Origin of the sequence: Oharaeibacter diazotrophicus (genome assembly GCF_004362745.1) — a bacterium.
GTDB lineage: Bacteria > Pseudomonadota > Alphaproteobacteria > Rhizobiales > Pleomorphomonadaceae > Oharaeibacter > Oharaeibacter diazotrophicus.
The window spans coordinates 238,851-256,817 of the sequence record NZ_SNXY01000007.1; the positions used below are offsets into that span (position 1 = coordinate 238,851).

At 71.6% G+C, this 17,967-nt stretch carries 21 protein-coding genes; 4 read left to right on the forward strand and 17 right to left on the reverse strand.

All coding sequences use genetic code 11. The features are described from left to right. Positions 1-127 precede the first annotated feature (127 nt). From pal to ruvB, 9 genes are all read right to left on the reverse strand, one after another. Entirely contained in the window at positions 128-583 is a 456-nt protein-coding gene (gene pal, locus EDD54_RS09615) for a peptidoglycan-associated lipoprotein Pal (RefSeq protein ID WP_425374992.1), read from the reverse strand. Positions 584-830: 247 nt separating this feature from the next. Beyond that, positions 831-2,189: a Tol-Pal system beta propeller repeat protein TolB gene (gene tolB, locus EDD54_RS09620; RefSeq protein ID WP_126540963.1), complete on the reverse strand. Its 1,359-nt coding sequence runs from the start codon at positions 2,187-2,189 to the stop codon at positions 831-833. Between the two features lie 74 nt (positions 2,190-2,263). After that, positions 2,264-3,436, reverse strand: coding sequence for an energy transducer TonB (locus EDD54_RS23640; RefSeq protein WP_166653442.1), 1,173 nt, complete (start codon positions 3,434-3,436; stop codon positions 2,264-2,266). Between the two features lie 6 nt (positions 3,437-3,442). After that, on the reverse strand, positions 3,443-3,913 hold the full coding sequence (gene tolR / locus EDD54_RS09635; RefSeq protein WP_126540965.1) for a protein TolR: 471 nt from the start codon (positions 3,911-3,913) through the stop codon (positions 3,443-3,445). A gap of 3 nt (positions 3,914-3,916) precedes the next feature. Beyond that, on the reverse strand, positions 3,917-4,702 hold the full coding sequence (gene tolQ / locus EDD54_RS09640) for a protein TolQ (protein ID WP_126540966.1): 786 nt from the start codon (positions 4,700-4,702) through the stop codon (positions 3,917-3,919). Between the two features lie 228 nt (positions 4,703-4,930). Then, positions 4,931-5,371: a tol-pal system-associated acyl-CoA thioesterase gene (gene ybgC, locus EDD54_RS09645; protein WP_126540967.1), complete on the reverse strand. Its 441-nt coding sequence runs from the start codon at positions 5,369-5,371 to the stop codon at positions 4,931-4,933. Further along, entirely contained in the window at positions 5,368-5,682 is a 315-nt protein-coding gene (locus EDD54_RS09650; protein ID WP_126540968.1) for a type II toxin-antitoxin system RelE/ParE family toxin, read from the reverse strand. Before EDD54_RS09650 ends, ybgC begins: the two co-directional genes overlap by 4 nt. Beyond that, positions 5,672-5,962, reverse strand: a complete 291-nt coding sequence (locus tag EDD54_RS23195) for a CopG family ribbon-helix-helix protein (protein ID WP_207620387.1) — start codon at positions 5,960-5,962, stop codon at positions 5,672-5,674. Before EDD54_RS23195 ends, EDD54_RS09650 begins: the two co-directional genes overlap by 11 nt. An 81-nt stretch (positions 5,963-6,043) precedes the next feature. Further along, entirely contained in the window at positions 6,044-7,084 is a 1,041-nt protein-coding gene (gene ruvB / locus EDD54_RS09660) for a Holliday junction branch migration DNA helicase RuvB (RefSeq protein ID WP_126540969.1), read from the reverse strand. 93 nt (positions 7,085-7,177) lie between these two features. On the opposite strand from ruvB, the gene EDD54_RS09665 reads away from it, so the two are divergent. Further along, positions 7,178-7,792 (forward strand): Uma2 family endonuclease, encoded by a 615-nt coding sequence (locus tag EDD54_RS09665; RefSeq protein WP_245515715.1) that lies wholly within the window; start codon positions 7,178-7,180, stop codon positions 7,790-7,792. Here EDD54_RS09665 and EDD54_RS09670 read toward each other — a convergent pair. The 8 genes from EDD54_RS09670 to EDD54_RS09715 form a co-directional block, all read right to left on the reverse strand. Then, positions 7,755-8,372, reverse strand: a complete 618-nt coding sequence (locus EDD54_RS09670) for a hypothetical protein (RefSeq protein WP_126540970.1) — start codon at positions 8,370-8,372, stop codon at positions 7,755-7,757. The two genes, EDD54_RS09665 and EDD54_RS09670, sit on opposite strands and share 38 nt — an antisense overlap. A gap of 88 nt (positions 8,373-8,460) precedes the next feature. Beyond that, positions 8,461-9,078: a Holliday junction branch migration protein RuvA gene (ruvA, locus tag EDD54_RS09675; protein WP_126540971.1), complete on the reverse strand. Its 618-nt coding sequence runs from the start codon at positions 9,076-9,078 to the stop codon at positions 8,461-8,463. Between the two features lie 59 nt (positions 9,079-9,137). Continuing rightward, positions 9,138-9,650 (reverse strand): crossover junction endodeoxyribonuclease RuvC, encoded by a 513-nt coding sequence (gene ruvC, locus EDD54_RS09680; RefSeq protein WP_126540972.1) that lies wholly within the window; start codon positions 9,648-9,650, stop codon positions 9,138-9,140. A gap of 96 nt (positions 9,651-9,746) precedes the next feature. After that, on the reverse strand, positions 9,747-10,496 hold the full coding sequence (locus tag EDD54_RS09690) for a YebC/PmpR family DNA-binding transcriptional regulator (protein WP_126540973.1): 750 nt from the start codon (positions 10,494-10,496) through the stop codon (positions 9,747-9,749). Between the two features lie 139 nt (positions 10,497-10,635). Beyond that, positions 10,636-11,454 carry a TIGR00282 family metallophosphoesterase gene (locus EDD54_RS09695; RefSeq protein ID WP_126540974.1) on the reverse strand — a complete coding sequence of 273 codons (819 nt, stop codon included), beginning with the start codon at positions 11,452-11,454 and terminating at the stop codon, positions 10,636-10,638. A 22-nt stretch (positions 11,455-11,476) separates the two neighbouring features. After that, positions 11,477-12,082, reverse strand: a complete 606-nt coding sequence (locus EDD54_RS09700) for a 5-formyltetrahydrofolate cyclo-ligase (RefSeq protein WP_126540975.1) — start codon at positions 12,080-12,082, stop codon at positions 11,477-11,479. A 327-nt stretch (positions 12,083-12,409) separates the two neighbouring features. Next, complete coding sequence (locus EDD54_RS09710; protein ID WP_126540976.1) at positions 12,410-12,781, reverse strand: cell division protein ZapA; 372 nt, start codon at positions 12,779-12,781, stop codon at positions 12,410-12,412. Between the two features lie 47 nt (positions 12,782-12,828). Further along, positions 12,829-13,110, reverse strand: coding sequence for a DUF4164 domain-containing protein (locus EDD54_RS09715; RefSeq protein WP_126540977.1), 282 nt, complete (start codon positions 13,108-13,110; stop codon positions 12,829-12,831). 322 nt (positions 13,111-13,432) lie between these two features. Here EDD54_RS09715 and tkt point away from each other — a divergent pair, with 322 nt between their 5' ends. From tkt to EDD54_RS09730, 3 genes are all read left to right on the forward strand, one after another. Further along, a complete protein-coding gene (gene tkt / locus EDD54_RS09720; RefSeq protein WP_126540978.1) occupies positions 13,433-15,412 on the forward strand; it encodes a transketolase in 1,980 nt (659 codons plus the stop codon). 175 nt (positions 15,413-15,587) lie between these two features. Next, positions 15,588-16,595 (forward strand): type I glyceraldehyde-3-phosphate dehydrogenase, encoded by a 1,008-nt coding sequence (gene gap / locus EDD54_RS09725; protein ID WP_126540979.1) that lies wholly within the window; start codon positions 15,588-15,590, stop codon positions 16,593-16,595. 103 nt (positions 16,596-16,698) lie between these two features. Continuing rightward, positions 16,699-17,892, forward strand: a complete 1,194-nt coding sequence (locus EDD54_RS09730; protein WP_126540980.1) for a phosphoglycerate kinase — start codon at positions 16,699-16,701, stop codon at positions 17,890-17,892. The last annotated feature ends 75 nt before the right edge of the window (positions 17,893-17,967 follow it).

Consider the following 17,967-nt stretch of genomic DNA (forward strand, 5'->3'; position numbering starts at 1 on the left):
TTCCCTTAGCATGAACGCCGGGAGTTCGGCCGAAATTTGGCCCCCGCGCTCCGCCGCGAACGCGAAGACCCCGGCCGGGGGCGGTTCGGCCGGGGCGTCGCGGACGACGGAGGGGACGGCGCGCCGGTCAGCTGCCGGCGTTGTTCAGCACCGTGACGGCGCGGCGGTTCTGGGCCCAGCAGTTCTCGGCGTCGCAGAGCGCGACCGGGCGTTCCTTGCCGTAGGACAGCGTCTTGACGCGCTGCGGGGAGACGCCGCGCGAGACGAGGTAGTCGTGGGCGGCCTTGGCGCGGCGGGCGCCGAGGGCGAGGTTGTACTCGCGGGTGCCGCGCTCGTCGGCGTGGCCCTCGACGGTGACGGTGTAGCGCGGATACATCGCCAGCCACTGCGCCTGACGGTCGAGCGTGACGCGGGCCTGGGCGTTCACCGACGAGGAGTCGGTCTCGAAGAAGATGCGGTCGCCGACGTTGACGACGAAGTCCTGGGCGCTGCCGGGCGTGGCGGCGCCGGCACCGCCCGCACCCGGGCCGGCGAGCTGGCTGTCGAGCTCGCTCGGGCTCTTGGCGCAGCCGGCCGCCAGCATGGCGAGGCCGAGCGAGAGGGCGAGCACGCCGCGGCGGGCGAAGGAGGCGGTGTAAGTGGTCATCCCGGTTACCTCTGATACGAAAGACCGGCGGTCCCTGGGGTTCTTGGTAAAGGACCGTGGTTAACCCTGCGTCACCGGACGTGGTTAACGGATCCCTGCCGAGGTCCAGGGGCCGGCGGCCCTGGTTGTGGACGGGCCGGTCGGGCGCCGCGAAAATCCCCCGCGACGCCCGACCGGAAGAGGGTCAGTTGAGCAGCGGCGACCACGCCGGGTCGGACGCGAAGGCGGGGGTGCGGATGCGCTGCTCGTTGCGGCCGGTCAGGTCGACCGACCAGAGCTGCGGGCCGCCGCCCTCGCCGCCGGTGTCGCGGAAGAACATCAACACGCGCCCGTTCGGCGCCCAGGTCGGGCCCTCGTTGTGGAAGCCCTCGGTGAGGATGCGCTCGCCCGAGCCGTCCGGCTTCATCACGCCGATGGCGAAGCGGCCGCCCATCTGCTTGGTGAAGGCGATCAGGTCGCCGCGCGGGCTCCACACCGGGGTCGAGTAGCGGCCCTGGCCGAAGGAGATCCGCGTCGCCCCGCCGCCGCCGGCGCCCATGACGTAGAGCTGCTGGTTGCCGCCGCGGTCGGACTCGAACACGATCCGCGAGCCGTCCGGCGAATAGGACGGCGAGGTGTCGATCGCCGCCGCGTCGGTCAGGCGCGTCGTGGTGCGCGAGCGCAGGTCCATGGCGTAGATGTTGGCGTTGCCGTCCTGCTCGAGGCTCATCACCACGCGCTGGCCGTCGGGCGAGAAGCGCGGCGAGAAGGTCATGTTCGGGAAGTTGCCGACGATCTCGCGCTGGCCGGTCTCGATGTTGAGCAGGTAGACCCTGGGGTCGCCGGCGCCGAAGGACATGTAGGTGATGTCCTGGCTCGACGGAGAGAAGCGCGGCGTCAGCACGAGGTCCTTGCCGTTGGTGAGGTAGCGGACGTTGAAGCCGTCCTGGTCCATGATCGCGAGGCGCTTGACGCGGGCGCCCTTCGAGCCGCTCTCGTCGACGAAGACGACGCGGGTGTCGAAATAGCCCTTCTCGCCGGTCAGGCGCTCGTAGATCGCGTCGGCGATGATGTGGGCGACGCGGCGCCAGTTCTCGCGGGTGGTGAAGAACTGCTGGCCGGTGAGCTGCTGGCCGGCGAAGACGTCCCACAGGCGGAAGTCGACCTGCAGGCGGCCGTCGGCGGCGCGGCTGATGCCGCCGGTGACGAGCGCCTGGGCGTTGATGGTCGACCAGTTGGTGAAGGTCGGCATCGCCGCCGGGTTGACCTGCCGCTCGATGAAGGAGGCGGGGTCGAGCACGTTGAAGAGGCCGGAGCGCTTCAGGTCGGCCGAGACGACGCCGGCGATGTCGCGGCCGACGTCCGCGGTGTCGCCGCCGCCGACGAAGTCGGGGATCGCGATCGGCAGCGGTTCGACCGTGCCCTGGGTGACGTCGATGGTGATCTCGGCACGGGCCGGCGCGGCCGCCGTCGCGGCGAGGGCCGCGAGGACGGCGACGATGCCGGTCCGAACGCGGGCGAGAAGTCCGCCGGCCCGCGTGGGCGCTGTCGTTCGGAGGTTCATCGGTGGGTCGTCTCCAGTGTCGTCTCGTTGATCGGGGCGAAGGTCGGCCGCACGGTGCGTCCCGCATCCGAACGTCAGAACATGTCCCTCGGGTCGAAGTTGATGTTGACGATCTGCCAGCTGTCGTACTTCTCCGGCGGCAGCACGTCGCCGTAGGGGGCGCAGCGGCGCACAGCGCGCAGCGCCGATTCCGCCAGCACCGTCCCGAACGGGCCGGGCGGCACCTGCTTGGCGACCGGCTCGCCGGCGAGCGAGCCGTCGGGGTTCAGCTCGATGCGCACCGGTACCACCATCGCCCCGCCGGCGTCGCCGCCGATCGGCGGGGTCCAGCAGCTCTGGATCTTGGCGCGCAGCGCCTCGAGCTCGTTCTGCGTCATCTTCGCCACCGGGCCGGTGCGCTTCTCCGAACCGAGCGAGGGATCCTTCGACGACGCCTTGGCGCCGCCGCCCGACGGGTCGACCTTGTTGAGCAGGGCCGCCATCTCGTTGGGGTCGAACTCCTTCTCGGCCGGCTTGCTCGGCTTGTCCGGGCGCTTGTCGGACGGTTTCTTCTGGTCGCTCTTGCCGTCCGGCGCCGGCTTGGCCGGCGCGTCGTCGGCCGCGGCGACCTCGGTCGGCTTCGGCGGCCGCGGCTTGGCCGTCGGTTTCACCGCCGATGCCGGCGCGGGCTTGGCCTCCTCGGCCGGCTTCTCGGGTGCCGCCGCGAGCTCGCCGACGTCGGCGGTCGGCTTGGCCGCCTCGGCCGGCTTCTCCGGCGCCGGGGCCGGCTCCGGCGGCTTCGGTGCGGGCGGTTCCGGCGTCGGCGGCGCCGGGTCGGGCGTCGGCTCCGGCGGGGTCGGCTCGGGCGGCTTCGGTTCGGGGGGCTTCGGTTCCGGGGGCTTCGGCTCCGGCGGCTTCTCGGCCTTGGGCGGGGGAGGCGGCGGCGGGGGCGGCGTCGCCTCGGGGGCGGCCGCGGTGTCGGTCGCCTTCTCGGTGATCGGGGTGTCCTGGTCGGTCGGCGCGGCGCCGGCGCGCTGCGAGTCCGGCCGCGGCGCCGGCGTCTCGACCTTGGCCTGGCTGGCGGTATCGCGGAGCGGCGCCGTCTTGGTGCCCTCGGCGATCTGGCTGACGTCGGCGATCGGGACGAGGTCGACCGGCAGGGCGTCGATCTCCGCGACCTCGAACGGCTTCGCCGCCGGGAGCTGGAACAGCCCCCAGGCCAGAAGCAGGACGTGCCCGGCGATCGAGACGGCGAAGCCTGTGCGCATGTCGTCTCAGGGCGCCGGCGGAGGAGCCGTGCCCTGTTCCTCCACGGTGATGAGGCCGATCTTCTTGAAGCCGGCAGCCGAGATCCGCGCCATCACGCGCATGACGGTGCCGTAGTCCGCGTTCTTGTCGCCGCGCACGTAGATGCGGTCCTCGACGCCGTTCTTGGCGATGGCCTGCAGCTTCGGCACCAGCTCCTCGAGCGCGATCTCGTTGTCCTGGATGAACACCTTGCCCTCGGGGTCGACCGAGACGTTGATCGGCTCGGTCTGACCCTCGAGCGGCTTGGCGGCGGTCTCGGGCAGGTCGATCGGCACGCCGACCGTCAGCAGCGGCGCGGCGACCATGAAGATGATCAGCAGCACCAGCATCACGTCCACGAAGGGCGTGACGTTGATCTCGCTCATGACGGCCCGGCCGCCGCGGCGGCGTCCGCGCCGTCTTCCCCCTCCGCCCGCTCCGGCGACGCCCATGCCCATCGGTCAGCTCCGGTCGTCGATCTGGCGGGAGAGGATGGCGGAGAACTCGTCGGCGAAGCCGTCCATCCGGCTCGCCAGCTTGCCGGCGTCGGCGGTGAACTTGTTGTAGGCCAGCACCGCCGGGATCGCCGCGGCGAGGCCCATGGCGGTGGCGAGCAGCGCCTCGGCGATGCCGGGCGCGACCACCGCGAGGTTGGTGTTCTTGGAGGCCGCGATCGCCTGGAACGACGACATGATGCCCCACACCGTGCCGAACAGGCCGATGAAGGGGCCGGCCGAGCCGACGGTGGCGAGCACGATCAGCCGTGCCTCCAGCCGCTCGGTCTCGCGGGCGATGGTGACGTCGATCACCTTCGTGATGCGGTCGGTCAGGCCGAGGAAGGAGGTGCGGCCGGCCTCGTGGCTGCGCTTCCACTCGCGCATGGCGGCGACGAAGACGGCGGCGAGGCCCTGGTTGGGACGGCTCGTCAGCGAGCGGTAGAGGTCCTCCAGCGACTGGCCGGACCAGAACACCTTCTCGAAGCGGTCCATCGCCCGGCGGGCGCGCGAATAGGTGATCACCTTGTCGACGATGATCGCCCAGCACCAGATCGAGGCACCGATCAGGCCGAGCATCACCATCTTGACGACGACGTGGGCCTGCATGAACAGGCTGACCAGCGACAGGTTGCCGGCGGGCTCGGCGAGGCCGGCGGTTTCGACGGCCTCGGTCGGCGCGGCCTGCGCGTAGGCGGTCGCGGGGCCGAGGATCTCGGCGTACACCGTCTGGAGGAGGTCGGCCGCGGTCATGGAAAGGTGCTGCTTCCTTCTGGAGCGTTCGGCGTCGGTCCGGGTTCGGCGACCGTCGGCGCGGGCTCGCCGCACCGCAACGCCGGCCCCGAGGGCGCGCGGGTGTCCCGGGAAGCGGTGTTTCCGCCGGCTCGCGGGATCCACCTGCCCGGGAATTTTGTCGAAACCGGGACGCCGGAGCGCCCGCGGCGACCCGTCAAGTCATCGTTGGATAGGGTTAAGGAACGGTTATTGCGGCGCTGCAACACCGGCGGCGAACGCGGCCGCGAGCGTGTCCGGGATCTTGCGCGGCCGGCCGGCGCCGCCGATCGCCACAACCGTCACCACCGCCTCGGCGACGACCTCGTCGCCGCGCAGGAGGCGCTGGTCGAGCACCAGCTTGGAGCGGCCGACGTCGCGCACGGCGGTGGTCACCGCCAGGAGATCGTCGAGCTTGGCCGGCCTCAGATAGTCGATCTCCATCCGCCGCACCGCGAACAGCAGCGCGTCGGCCGCCGCCCGGTCGGCGTGGTCCGACTGGTTGACGCCGAGCGCGCGCAGGAACTCGGTCCGGCCGCGCTCGAAGAAGCGCACGTGCGAGGCATGGTAGACGATGCCGCCGGCATCGGTGTCCTCCCAGTAGACGCGGACGGGGTGGACGTGGGGGGCGGAGAGGGGTTCTGAGGTCAAGGCTTTTCGAGCGTGTCTGGGTCGAGAGGGGCGCGCACCGCGCGGTAGATGCGCAGGACGAGGATGGTGTTCCGATGGACGACGTACGGAATCACGTATCCGTAGCGCGGCTCGACGAGTTCGCGCACGCCTTCCTTCACCGCGGGCCGTCCGATCGCGGGATTGTCCCGCGCGAGGAGGATCCGCCTCTCGATCGCCCGGACGACGCTGGCATATCCCTGCGGTGACCGTGGCCCGAGATACGCACGGATGTCCGCGAGGTCCTGCCGGGCCGCCGGCGCGAAGGCGACCCGCCGCGACTCACCGTCCATCGAGATCCACGTCCGGCTCCGGTGGAGGGAGTTCGTCGGCGGTTCCCCAGCTGTCCATCCAGGCGAAAATGCTCTCCGCCGAATGTGCCTTGCCCTCGGCGAGACTGGCGATGGCCTCGTCGATCAGCGCGAGTTCGTGCTCCCGGTCCCTGACGTAGAGCTCGATCGCCTCCTCGATCGCCGCGGCTGTACTCCGACCGGACGGTTCCAGGACGGCGTCGAGCCGCTGCGCGAGATCCTCGCGGAGCGTCACGTTGCGAACCCTTGCCTCGGCACCCATGACCTCGTCACCTCGTCCGGACGGTCTCGTGGAGACCAGTTCGAGTGTAGCGCGGAAATCGGAACAGTCGACCCGCCCTCGTCACTCCTCGCCCAGCCCCAGCCCGAGCTGCGGACCCTCGGGCTGGCTCGGGACCGGCAGGCCCATGTGGCGGAAGGCGTGATGGGTGAGGACGCGGCCGCGCGGGGTGCGCTGCACGAAGCCCTTCTGGATCAGGTAGGGCTCGACGATGTCCTCGATGGCGTCGCGCGGTTCGGCGATGGCGGCGGCGATGGTCTCGATGCCGACCGGCCCGCCCGAGAAGGAATGGGCGATGGTGGTGAGGTAACGCAGGTCGAGCGCGTCGAGGCCGATCGGATCGACGTCGAGCCGCGTCAGCGCGTCGTCGGCGACGCGGCGGTCGACCCGCTCGGCGCCGGCGACGATGGCGAAGTCGCGGACCCGGCGCAGCAGTCGGCCGGCGATGCGCGGGGTGCCGCGGGCCCGCCGGGCGATCTCGGTGGCGCCGTCGTCGGTCATGGCGATGCCGAAGATCCGGGCGCCGCGGCGTACGATCAGCTCGAGCTCGGCGGTGGTGTAGAAGTCGAGCCGGATCGGGATGCCGAAGCGGTCGCGCAGCGGCGTCGTCAGCAGGCCGAGCCGGGTGGTGGCGCCGACCAGCGTGAACTTGGCGAGGTCGATCCGGACCGAGCGCGCCGCCGGGCCCTCGCCGATGATCAGGTCGAGCTGATAGTCCTCCATCGCCGGGTAGAGGATCTCCTCCACCGCCGGGCTCATGCGGTGGATCTCGTCGATGAACAGGACGTCGCGCTCCTCGAGGTTGGTGAGGAGGGCGGCGAGGTCTCCGGCCTTGGCGATCACCGGGCCGGAGGTGGCGCGGAAGTTGACGCCGAGTTCGCGCGCAACGATCTGCGCCAGCGTGGTCTTGCCGAGGCCGGGCGGGCCGACGAACAGCACGTGGTCGAGCGCCTCACCGCGCGCCTTGGCGGCGTCGATGAAGACCTGCAGGTTGGCCCGGGCCGCCGCCTGACCGACGAACTCGGCCAGCGCCGACGGACGGATCGAGGTCTCGACGTCGTCCTCGCGCTTCTCGGCCGAGATCAGTCGCTTTCCCGAGGTCATGGGGTCCCGATTCGCGGCAGATGGCCCGCTGGCCGTTCGCCTTTCGTTTTGCACGGATCGCGCCTAGGATGGAAGCCCCGGAGGTGTCGGTCGATGAACGGGCCCGATCCGCGCTACGAGTGGATGTCCCTCGACGAGTTCGAGGAGCTGCTGCCCGACAAGCCTCGCGACGAGAAGTGGGAGCTGATCGGCGGGCGCGTCGTGCGGATGATGGTGGGCGCGCGCTGGGAGCACCACGAGGTCGCCTCCAATCTCCACGTGGCCCTGAAGAACCACGTCCGCGACCGTGGCATGCCCTGCCGTGTGTTCCAGGAGAGCTTCTGGCTGAAGGACCGCACGCAGGATCTCGCGGTGTTCCCGGACGTGATCCTGCACTGCGGCGCCATGAAGCCCGGCCAGACCAGCGTCGACGACCCTCTGGTGCTGATCGAAGTGCTCTCCCGCGGCACGGCCGACCGGGACCTCCTCGAGAAGAAGCCGGGCTATCAGCGGATCGCGACGGTCGCGCACATCGTCTTCGTCGACCTCGACCGCCGGTCGGTCGAGGTGACGACCCGGGTCGAGGGCGGCTGGTCGTCCCGGGTCCATACCGACATGGATGACGTCGCGACGCTGGACGCGATCGGATTCTCGATCGCGCTGGCCGAGGTCTTCCGCGGCCTGCCCGCCGTCACGGGGCCGGTGCGTCGGCCGACGGAGAATGGGTGAGGGTTGCTGGCGGAACGGGATCGGTCTCCGGCGCCTGCGGTGCGACGGGATCGAGGGCGACGACCGTGACCGACGGTTCCGCCATCGCCATCGGCGCCGCCGGCCGGCGGCGGGGGCGCTCGCTGACCCACCACAGGAACGGTTTGCCGAGGATGGTGCCGGCCACCACGGCGGCGACCAGGAGGCCGGCGGCGAGGAGGCCGGCCGGGGCGAGGCGGACGGGATCGGTGCCGGGCTGGGTGCGCAGCCACAGCGCCAGTCCGCCGCCGGCGATCACGGCGAACCAGAACGAGGTCTTCAGGCAGCCGCGGACGAAGCGGCCGACCGTCTCGGCGCGCTCGGAGATCAACATGGCGATCATGCCGACGAACAGCGTCACGGCGAGCGCCGCGCCGGCGGCGACGACCCAGGGCGACGGCGTGCCGCCGCCGGTCGGCAGCAGGCCGGGCAGCGCCTCGGGCCGGACGCCCTCGAGTGCGACCGGGCCGGCGGCGACCACCGCCAAGGCGACGGCGCCGTAGAGGGCGAGGAAGAGGACGAACGAGACGGGCACCATCAGGCCCCGGAACAACGCGATCATGGCCTGGATCCTCGATGGGTGGGCGTCCGGTGCGGCCGGGCGGGGGAGGGCGCCGGGCCGGCGGACAGGCATACGCCATCCTGCGCCGCTATTTCGACAATTCCTTGAGGCCGGCGCGGATCAGCACCGCGGTGCCGGCGTCCTCGCCGGCGGCCTTGGCCGCGGCGGTGACGGCGGCGGTGGCCTGCAGCTGGGCGTAGCCGAGGTTGACCAGCGCCGAGATCGCCTCGGCGACCGGTCCGGCCGCCCGCGATTCGCGGACCTCCTCGGCGGTGCGCAGCACGGCGGGATCGGCGTCGGCGAATGCGGGCGCCTTGTCCTTGAGCTCGGTGGCGAGGCGCTCGGCGAGGCGCTTGCCGACGCCCGGAGCGCGGGCGATCGCGGTGAGGTCGCGCATGGCGATGGCGGTGGCGAGCGCACCGGGGTCCAGCACCGAGAGCACGCCGAGCGCCACCTTGGCGCCGACGCCCTGGACGGTGGTGAGCAGGCGGAACCACTCGCGCTCGGCGTCGGAGCCGAAGCCGTAGAGCCGGATCATGTCCTCGCGGACCATGGTCTCGATCACGAGCGTCGCCGCCTCGCCGGCGCGCGGCAGGCGCTGCAGCGTGCGGGCCGAGCAGTGGACCACGTAGCCGACGCCGCCGACGTCGACGACGACGTGATCCTCGCCGAAGCCGTCCACCACGCCCTTGAGCTTGCCGATCATCCCCGCCCGTCCCCGCCGCTCGCGCCGAACCCCTTCCTAGCGGATTCGCGGCGGCGGCGTCAGCCGATCTGGCGGGCGAGGCGGGCGCCGGGCGAATTGCGGTGGTGGGCGTGGGTGACGGCGATCGCCAGCGCGTCGGCGGCGTCGTCGCTGTTGAAGGTCGCCTTCGGCATCAGCACGGTCACCATCAGCCGGATCTGCTGCTTCTCGGCGTGGCCGGCGCCGACGATCGCCTTCTTGACCGCGTTGGGCGCGTACTCGGCGACCGGCAGGCCGCGCCGGGCCGGCACCAGCAGCGCGATGCCGCGGGCCTGACCGAGCTTCAGCGTCGCGCCGGCATCCTTGTTGACGAAGGTCTGCTCCACCGCGGCCTCGTCGGGGCGGTACTCGTGCAGCACGGCGTCGAGGCCGTCGTGGATGGCGACGAGGCGGCGGGCGAGATCGTCGTCGCCGTCGGAGGTCACCGAGCCGGAGGCGACGAAGCGCAGGCTGTTGCCGACGGTGTCGATCACGCCCCAGCCGGTGCGCCGGAGGCCGGGATCGATGCCGACGATGCGGGTGACGGACGACATGAACTCTCCTCGGCGGGCCGGGTCTTCGCGCGGGGGCGGGGGCGGCACGCCGCGGACGGGACGGGGCGAGCGGCCGGAGCCGCCCGCCGGCGGCGGTCAGGCCGCGGTCAGCTTGGCGAGGACCTCGTCGGAGACCTCGAAGTTCGAATAGACGTTCTGGACGTCGTCGTCGTCCTCGAGCGTGTCGATCAGCTTCATCAGGCTCTGGGCCTTCTCCTCGTCGAGCGAGGTGCCGGTCTTGGCGCGCCAGACGCTCTTGACGCTCTCGGCGGCGCCGAGGGCGGCGTCGAGCGCCTTGGCGACCTCGCCCATCGATTCGAAGGCGCAGGTGACCACGTGGGCCTCCTCGCCGGATTCGACGTCGTCGGCGCCGGCCTCGATGGCGGCCTCCAGCACGGCGTCGGCGCTGCCGGCCGAAACCGGGTAGGTGATCTGGCCGACGCGGTCGAACATGAAGGCCACCGAGCCGGTTTCGCCGAGGGCGCCGCCGGACTTGGTGAAGTAGGAGCGCACGGCCGAGGCGGTGCGGTTGCGGTTGTCGGTCAGCGCCTCGACGATGACGGCGACGCCGCCCGGGCCGTAGCCCTCGTAACGGACCTCGTCGTAGTTGTCGGCGTCGTTGCCGGCGGCCTTCTTGATCGCGCGCTCGATGTTGTCCTTGGGCAGGTTCTCGGCGCGGGCGTTCAGGATGGCGAGGCGCAGGCGCGCATTCATGTTGGGATCGGCGCCGCCGATCTTGGCCGCCACCGTGATCTCGCGCGCGAGCTTGGAGAAGAGCTTCGACCGCTTGGCGTCCTGCGCGCCCTTGCGGTGCATGATGTTCTTGAACTGTGAATGTCCGGCCATGATGCCTCCACGACGGCATCCCCCGCGCGCGGCGGACGGGGGCTGACCCACCGTCCAAGGGCGCCCCGGGCGGTGCCGAAATCCTCGGAATGGCGCGCTGTATACGCCCCGGCGGCCGGAAAATCCAGCCGGCGCCGGCTCACCAGAACGACGGCAGCGCCGGCGAGAGCCGGCCGCCGACGCGCAGCGGCCCGATCGCCTCGGCGAGGCCGGTGCGGTCGGAGACCTCGACGGCGACGCCGCACAGCGTCGCCTCGCCCATGGCCGGGGTGAAGCGGCCGGTCGGGATGCGGCGCAGGAACCGGTTGATCGGCTCCTCCTTCTCCATGCCGAGGATGCTGTCGTAGTCGCCGGTCATGCCGGCGTCGGAGAGGTAGCCGGTGCCGTTCGGCAGGATCTGGTGGTCGGCGGTCGGCACGTGGGTGTGGGTGCCGACGACGAGGCTGGCGCGGCCGTCGAGATGGTGCGCCATGCCCTGCTTCTCCGACGTCGCCTCGGCGTGGACGTCGACCAGCACGGCGTCGGCCTGTTCGCCGAGCGGGCAGGCGGAAAGTTCGCGGTCGACGGCGGCGAAGGGATCGTCGAGCGCGTCCATGAACACCCGGCCCATCACGTTGGCGACGAGCACGCGGGCGCCGTTGCGGGCGACGAACAGGTTGGCGCCGCGGCCGGGCGTGCCGGCGGGGAAGTTGGCGGGGCGGATCAGCCGCGGCTGACGCTCGATGAAGACGAGGGCCTCGCGCTGGTCCCAGACGTGGTTGCCGGTGGTGACGGCGTCGGCGCCGGCGTCGACGAAGTCCTGGCAGATCTCCTCGGTGATACCGAAGCCGCCGGCGGAGTTCTCGCCGTTCACGACCACGAAGTCGATCCGGTAGTCGGCGATCAGCCGCGGCAGGTGTTCGGCGATCGCCACCCGGCCGGCCCGGCCAACCACGTCCCCGACGAACAGCAAGCGCATCTTCCGTCCAGCCCGATGATCGTCAGGGCACCACCACGTCGCGCTCGGTGACGACCATGTCGAGGGCGACGTCGTGCGGCTCCATCGGAACCGCCCCGACTTCCTGCACCGAGAAGGCGACGCCGATCAAGCGCGGTGCGCGGCCGGCGGTGCGCATCGCCGCGATGGTGAGGTCGTAGAAGGCCCGGCCGTAGCCGATCCGGCCGCCGCGGCGGTCGAAGGCCGACAGCGGCACCAGCATGACGTCGGGCTCGACGACCGCGGCCGCGGGCCCCGGACCGACGGTGCCGAAGCCGAGCGGTACCAGCGGCGCGTCGGGCAGCCACTCGCGGAAGATCAGCGTCGGCTTCACCATGATCGGCAGGCCGATGCGGTGCCCCGCCGTGAACAGACGGGCGATCGCCGGGCGGAGGTCGACCTCGGAGCGGATCGGCAGGAAGGCCGAGACCACCGCGCCCGGCGCCATGCCGAGGCCGGCGATCCGGTCGGCGATCTCCTCGGCGGCGGCGGCGCGCTTCGCCTCCGACAGCGCGTCGCGGCGGGCGAGCGCCTCGGCGCGCAGCGCTGCCTTCACGGCGGCGACGGCGGCGCGATCGTCTGACGTTGCGGGATCGGCGTCGGTGGTCATCGTGGCTCGGGGAGGGCTCGCGGCCGTGTCGTCCCCGGCGGATCCGCCGGCGAGGGGAGGAAAGGGGAGCGTGGCGCCCCGCGGCGACCGCCGGAAATTCGATCCCGGGAACCTACAGCGTAGGTGGGAGCCGTGTGACCGAGCCCACGGGCCCGACCAGGTACAGCCCCCGTTTGGAATCGTAAGGCCCCGGGGATATTTGAGTTCCAAGCGCGAAGCGCAGCAACGCCACGTCGGCGAATATAGAGAGCCCCGGCCCGGTCGGGAAGGGGGCGGGTGCGCGGTTGTCCGCGCCTCGTGTGGACGAAGCCGGCCCGACGTCGCCGGTCAGGCCGGCCGCACCGCCTCGTCGAGCCGGGCGGCGAGCGCCTCGATCCGGCCGGCGGCGGCGGAGAGGCGGCCGGCGACGGCGCGTTCGGCCTCGCCGTGGCGCTCGGCGAGATGGCGGTTGGCGTCGTCGAGGGCGCGGAGGTCGGCCTCGAGGGCGGCGATGCGGTTCTCCGCCTCGGCGAGCTGGTCGAGCACGGTGATGGCGCTCATCACGGTGAGGCGTTGGTCGCCGATCTCGCCGAACACGCCCTTGAGGTCGTCGAGCATGCCGTCGAGCCGGCCGGCGAGGCCGAGCAGGTGCTCCTCCTGGCCGTCGTCGCAGGCCATCCGGTAGGTCTTGCCGGCTATCGTGACGGTCACCTGGGCCATGTCGGGCCGATACTCCAGAAGGTACTGCTCCAGAAGGGTCCGCGCGGTCAGCCGCCGTGGGCGTCGAGCACGGCCCGGATCGATTCCATCGCCGCGACGAGGCGCCTCGACACCTCGCGGTTGGAATCCTCGAGCCGGCCGGCCCGGGCGACCGCGCCGTCGAGGTCCATGGCGAGCCGCGAGCGGTCCTCGCCGAGCCGGGACAGCTCCTCCTCGAGGCCCGAGATGGTGGAGGAGGCGGCGATCCGGCGCTCGACGGCGGCCTCGAGCCGCGCGATCGCCTGGTCGATCCGCACCAACGCCGCGTCCAGGGGCGCCGTCTCCGCCATTCCGGTTCTCCGACGGGTCGGACTCCGAAGCGCCGACCGCAGCGGGAGTCATCTTGACCACGATTCTGGGCGCCTTGCCACAGCCGCGTGGACGAGGCAAGCGATCGGTCGGGGATCGCCGCGCCGATGCTCCGAAATCGCAAGAAATTTCGCAAGACCTCGGGGCGGGCGCAGGAATTCGCCGCCGGCGTTGACAGCGTCGGCTCGCCTGTTATTCATCCCGCGACCTCCGCGGGAGGTGCCGGATTTCCGGCCGGTCCGGCCGCAGCCGGCCTCCTCCGTCCGCGGCCGACCCGACGTTCCTCGAGCTCCGGACCCCCCGATGACGGACACCGCCCGCCTCAAGCCGATGGCCAACGCGATCCGCGCCCTTTCCATGGACGCGGTCGAGAAGGCCAAATCCGGCCATCCCGGCATGCCGATGGGCTGCGCCGACATCGCCGCCGTGCTGTTCGGCGACGTCATCAAGTTCGACGCCGGCGCGCCGCGCTGGCCCGACCGCGACCGCTTCGTGCTGTCGGCGGGCCACGGTTCGATGCTGCTCTACTCGGTGCTGCACCTCGTCGGCGTCGCGGACATCTCGATGGACGAGATCCGCAACTTCCGCCAGCTCGGCGCCAAGACCGCCGGCCATCCGGAATACGGCTACGCCGCCGGCATCGAGACCACCACCGGCCCGCTCGGCCAGGGCGTCGCCATGTCGGTCGGCTTCGCGATCGCCGAGCGGATGATGAACGCGCGCTTCGGCGACGACCTCGTCGACCACCGCACCTGGGTGATCGCCGGCGACGGCTGCCTGATGGAGGGCGTCAGCCACGAGGCGGTGCAGCTCGCCGGCCGGCTCGCGCTCTCCAAGCTCTGCGTGATCTGGGACGACAACGGCATCTCGATCGACGGCCACGTCTCGCTGTCCGAGGGCGGCGACATGATCGCCCGCTTCCGCGCCGCCGGCTGGGCCACGATCTCGATCGACGGCCACGACCCGGTCGCCATCGCCGAGGCGCTCGCCTTCGCCAAGGCGAGCGACAAGCCCACCCTGATCGCCGCCAAGACCACCATCGGCTTCGGCGCGCCGAAGAAGGCCGGCAGCCACGCCGTCCACGGCTCGCCGCTCGGCGCCGAGGAGATCGCCGGCGCGCGCGCCGCGCTCGGCTGGACCGCCGCGCCCTTCGAGGTGCCCTCCGAGATCCTCGCCGACTGGCGCGCCGCCGGCGCCCGCTCGGCCGCCGCCCGCGAGGCCTGGGAGGCGCGCCACGCCGCCCTCTCGCCCGCCGAGCGCGCCGAGTTCGACCGCCGCGTCGCCGGCGACCTGCCGGAGGGCTTCGACGCCGCCTACGCCGCCTACAAGGCCGAGCTGGTGGCGACCAAGCCGAAGGTGGCGAGCCGCAAGTCTTCGGAGATGGCGCTCGAGGTGATCAACGGCCTCGTGCCGGAGATGGCCGGCGGCTCGGCCGACCTGACCGGCTCGAACCTGACCAAGACCAAGGCGCAGAAGCCGTTCCTGCCGCCGGACTACTCGGGCACCTACATCCACTACGGCATCCGCGAGTTCGGCATGGCCGCGGCCATGAACGGCATCGCGCTGCACGGCGGCCTGATCCCCTACGGCGGCACCTTCCTGGTCTTCACCGACTACTGCCGTCCGGCGATGCGGCTGTCGGCGCTGATGCACCAGCGCGTCGTCTACGTGATGACCCACGATTCGATCGGCCTCGGCGAGGACGGCCCGACCCACCAGCCGGTCGAGCATCTGGCGGCCCTGCGCGCCATCCCGAACATGCTGGTGCTGCGCCCGGCCGACGCGGTCGAGACCGCCGAGGCCTGGGAGGTCGCGCTGAAGCACCGCGCCGGCCCGTCGACCCTTGCGCTGTCGCGTCAGAACCTGCCGACCGTGCGCACCGACGCCTCGGAGAACCTCGTCGCCAAGGGCGCCTACGTGCTCGCCGACGCCGAGGGCGCCGAGGTCAGCCTGTTCGCCACCGGTTCCGAGATCGCCATCGCCCTCGACGCCAAGGCCAAGCTCGACGCCGCCGGGCACCCGACCCGGGTCGTCTCGGTGCCGAGCTTCGAGCTGTTCGCCGCCCAGCCGGAGGCCTACAAGGCCGCGGTGGTCGGCACGGCGAAGGTCAAGATCGCCGTCGAGGCGGCGATCCGCCAGGGCTGGGACGCGATCATCGGCTCCGACGGCCTGTTCGTCGGCATGCACGGCTTCGGCCTGTCGGCGCCGATCGAGGCGCTCTACCAGCATTTCGGCATCACCGCCGACGCGATCGCGGCGCTCGCGACCGAGCGTCTGGCGTGAGACCGGGGGATCCCACCGGCGCGCGCCGGCCGGATCCCGACCCCTTCTCCGCCCGGCGATTGACGCAGCGCATGGACGCGGCGTGGCGGCGGGCGGCAAGAGGAGCGCGGACACGAGGCCGATCCCCCGCGGCCTCCATCTTTCCTTCGAGTCACCCTTCGAGGAGTGTCAGATCATGGCAGTGAAGGTCGCCATCAACGGCTTCGGACGCATCGGCCGCAACGTGCTGCGCGCCATCGTCGAGTCCGGCCGGACCGACATCGAGGTCGTCGCGATCAACGATCTCGGCCCTGTCGAGACCAACGCGCACCTGATGCGTTACGACAGCGTCCACGGCAAGTTCCCGGGCACCGTCACCGTCGCCGGCGACACCATCGACGTCGGCCGCGGCCCGATCAAGGTCACCGCCGTCAAGAACCCGGCCGAGCTGCCGCACGCCGCCCTCGGCGTCGACATCGCGCTCGAGTGCACCGGCATCTTCACCTCGAAGGACAAGGCCTCGGCCCACCTCGCCGCCGGCGCCAAGCGCGTGATCGTGTCGGCCCCGGCCGACGGCGCCGACCTGACGGTGGTCTACGGCGTCAACCACGACAAGATCTCGGCCGAGCACCTCGTGCTGTCGAACGCCTCGTGCACCACCAACTGTCTCGCCCCGGTGGCCAAGGTCCTGAACGACGCGATCGGCATCGAGCGCGGCTTCATGACCACGATCCACAGCTACACCGGCGACCAGCCGACGCTGGACACGATGCACAAGGACCTCTACCGCGCCCGCGCCGCCGCGATGTCGATGATCCCGACGTCGACCGGCGCCGCCAAGGCGGTCGGCCTCGTGCTGCCGGAGCTCAAGGGCAAGCTCGACGGCGTCGCGATCCGCGTGCCGACCCCGAACGTCTCGGTGGTCGACCTCGTCTTCACCGCCAAGCGCGAGACCTCGGTGGCCGAGGTCAACGCCGCGATCAAGGCGGCGGCCGACGGCCCGCTGAAGGGCGTGCTCGGCTACACCAACGACCCGAACGTCTCGATCGACTTCAACCACGACCCGCATTCGTCGACCTTCCACATGGACCAGACCAAGGTCATGGACGGCACGATGGTGCGCATCCTGTCCTGGTACGATAACGAGTGGGGCTTCTCGAACCGCATGGCCGACACGGCCGTCGCGGTCGGCCGGACGCTCTGATCCACGAGGCCCCGCCGGCGACGGCGGGGCCTTTTTCGACATGACGGGAGCGTGGGCCACCGCGCCGACGGTTCCGATCCCAAGAAGAAACGACGGAGCCCCCATGTCCGCCTTCAAGACCATCGACGACGCCGACGTCGCCGCCAAGCGCGTGCTGGTGCGCGTCGACCTCAACGTTCCCATGGAGAACGGCGTCGTCACCGACGCCACCCGCATCGAGCGCATCGTCCCGACGATCCGCGATCTCGCCGACCGCGGCGCCAAGGTGATCCTGCTCGCCCACTTCGGCCGCCCCAAGGGCGAGCGCAAGCCCGAGGACAGCCTGAAGCCGGTGGTGGCGCCGCTGGCAAAGGCGCTCGGCAGGCCGGTCGCCTTCGCCGATGACTGCGTCGGCGAAGTCGCCGCCGCGGCGATCGACGTGCTGGCGCCGGGCGAGGTGCTGCTGCTCGAGAACACCCGCTACCACAAGGGCGAGGAGAAGAACGACCCGGCGCTGGTGGCGAAGCTCGCCGCCCTCGGCGACCTCTACGTCAACGACGCCTTCTCGGCCGCCCACCGCGCCCACGCCTCCACCGAGGGCCTCGCCCACGCGCTGCCGGCCTACGCCGGCCGCACCATGCAGGCCGAACTGACCGCCCTCGGCGCAGCGCTCGGCCAGCCGAAGCGGCCGGTGATCGCGATCGTCGGCGGCGCCAAGGTCTCCACCAAGATCGACCTCCTCGAGAACCTCGTCGGCAAGGTCGACATCCTGGTGATCGGCGGCGGCATGGCCAACACCTTCCTCGCCGCCAAGGGCGTCGCCGTCGGCAAGTCGCTGTGCGAGCACGACCTCGCCGAGACGGCGACGCGCATCATGGCCAAGGCCGCCACGACCGGCTGCGAGATCCTGTTGCCGGTCGACGCCGTGGTCGCCCGCGAGTTCAAGGCCGGCGCCGCCAACGAGACCGTCGACGTCGCCGCCGTGCCGGCCGACGCGATGATCCTCGACGTCGGTCCGCAGTCGGTCGCCGCGGTGTCGGCCGCGATCGACCGTGCCGCGACGCTGATCTGGAACGGCCCGCTCGGCGCCTTCGAGATCCAGCCGTTCGACGCCGCCACCGTCGAGGCCGCCCGCCACGCCGCGGCGCGCACGACGGCCGGCGCGCTGCTGTCGGTCGCCGGCGGCGGCGACACGGTGGCCGCGCTCAACCACGCCGGCGTCGCCGAGACCTTCACCTACGTCTCGACCGCCGGCGGCGCCTTCCTGGAGTGGATGGAAGGCAAGGAACTGCCGGGCGTCGCCGCGCTGACGCGCTGACGTTTCCTTCACAGATCCTTATCCATGATCGGACGACCCCCGACCCCGCGCCGGCCCGGCGCGGGGTTCGTCGTT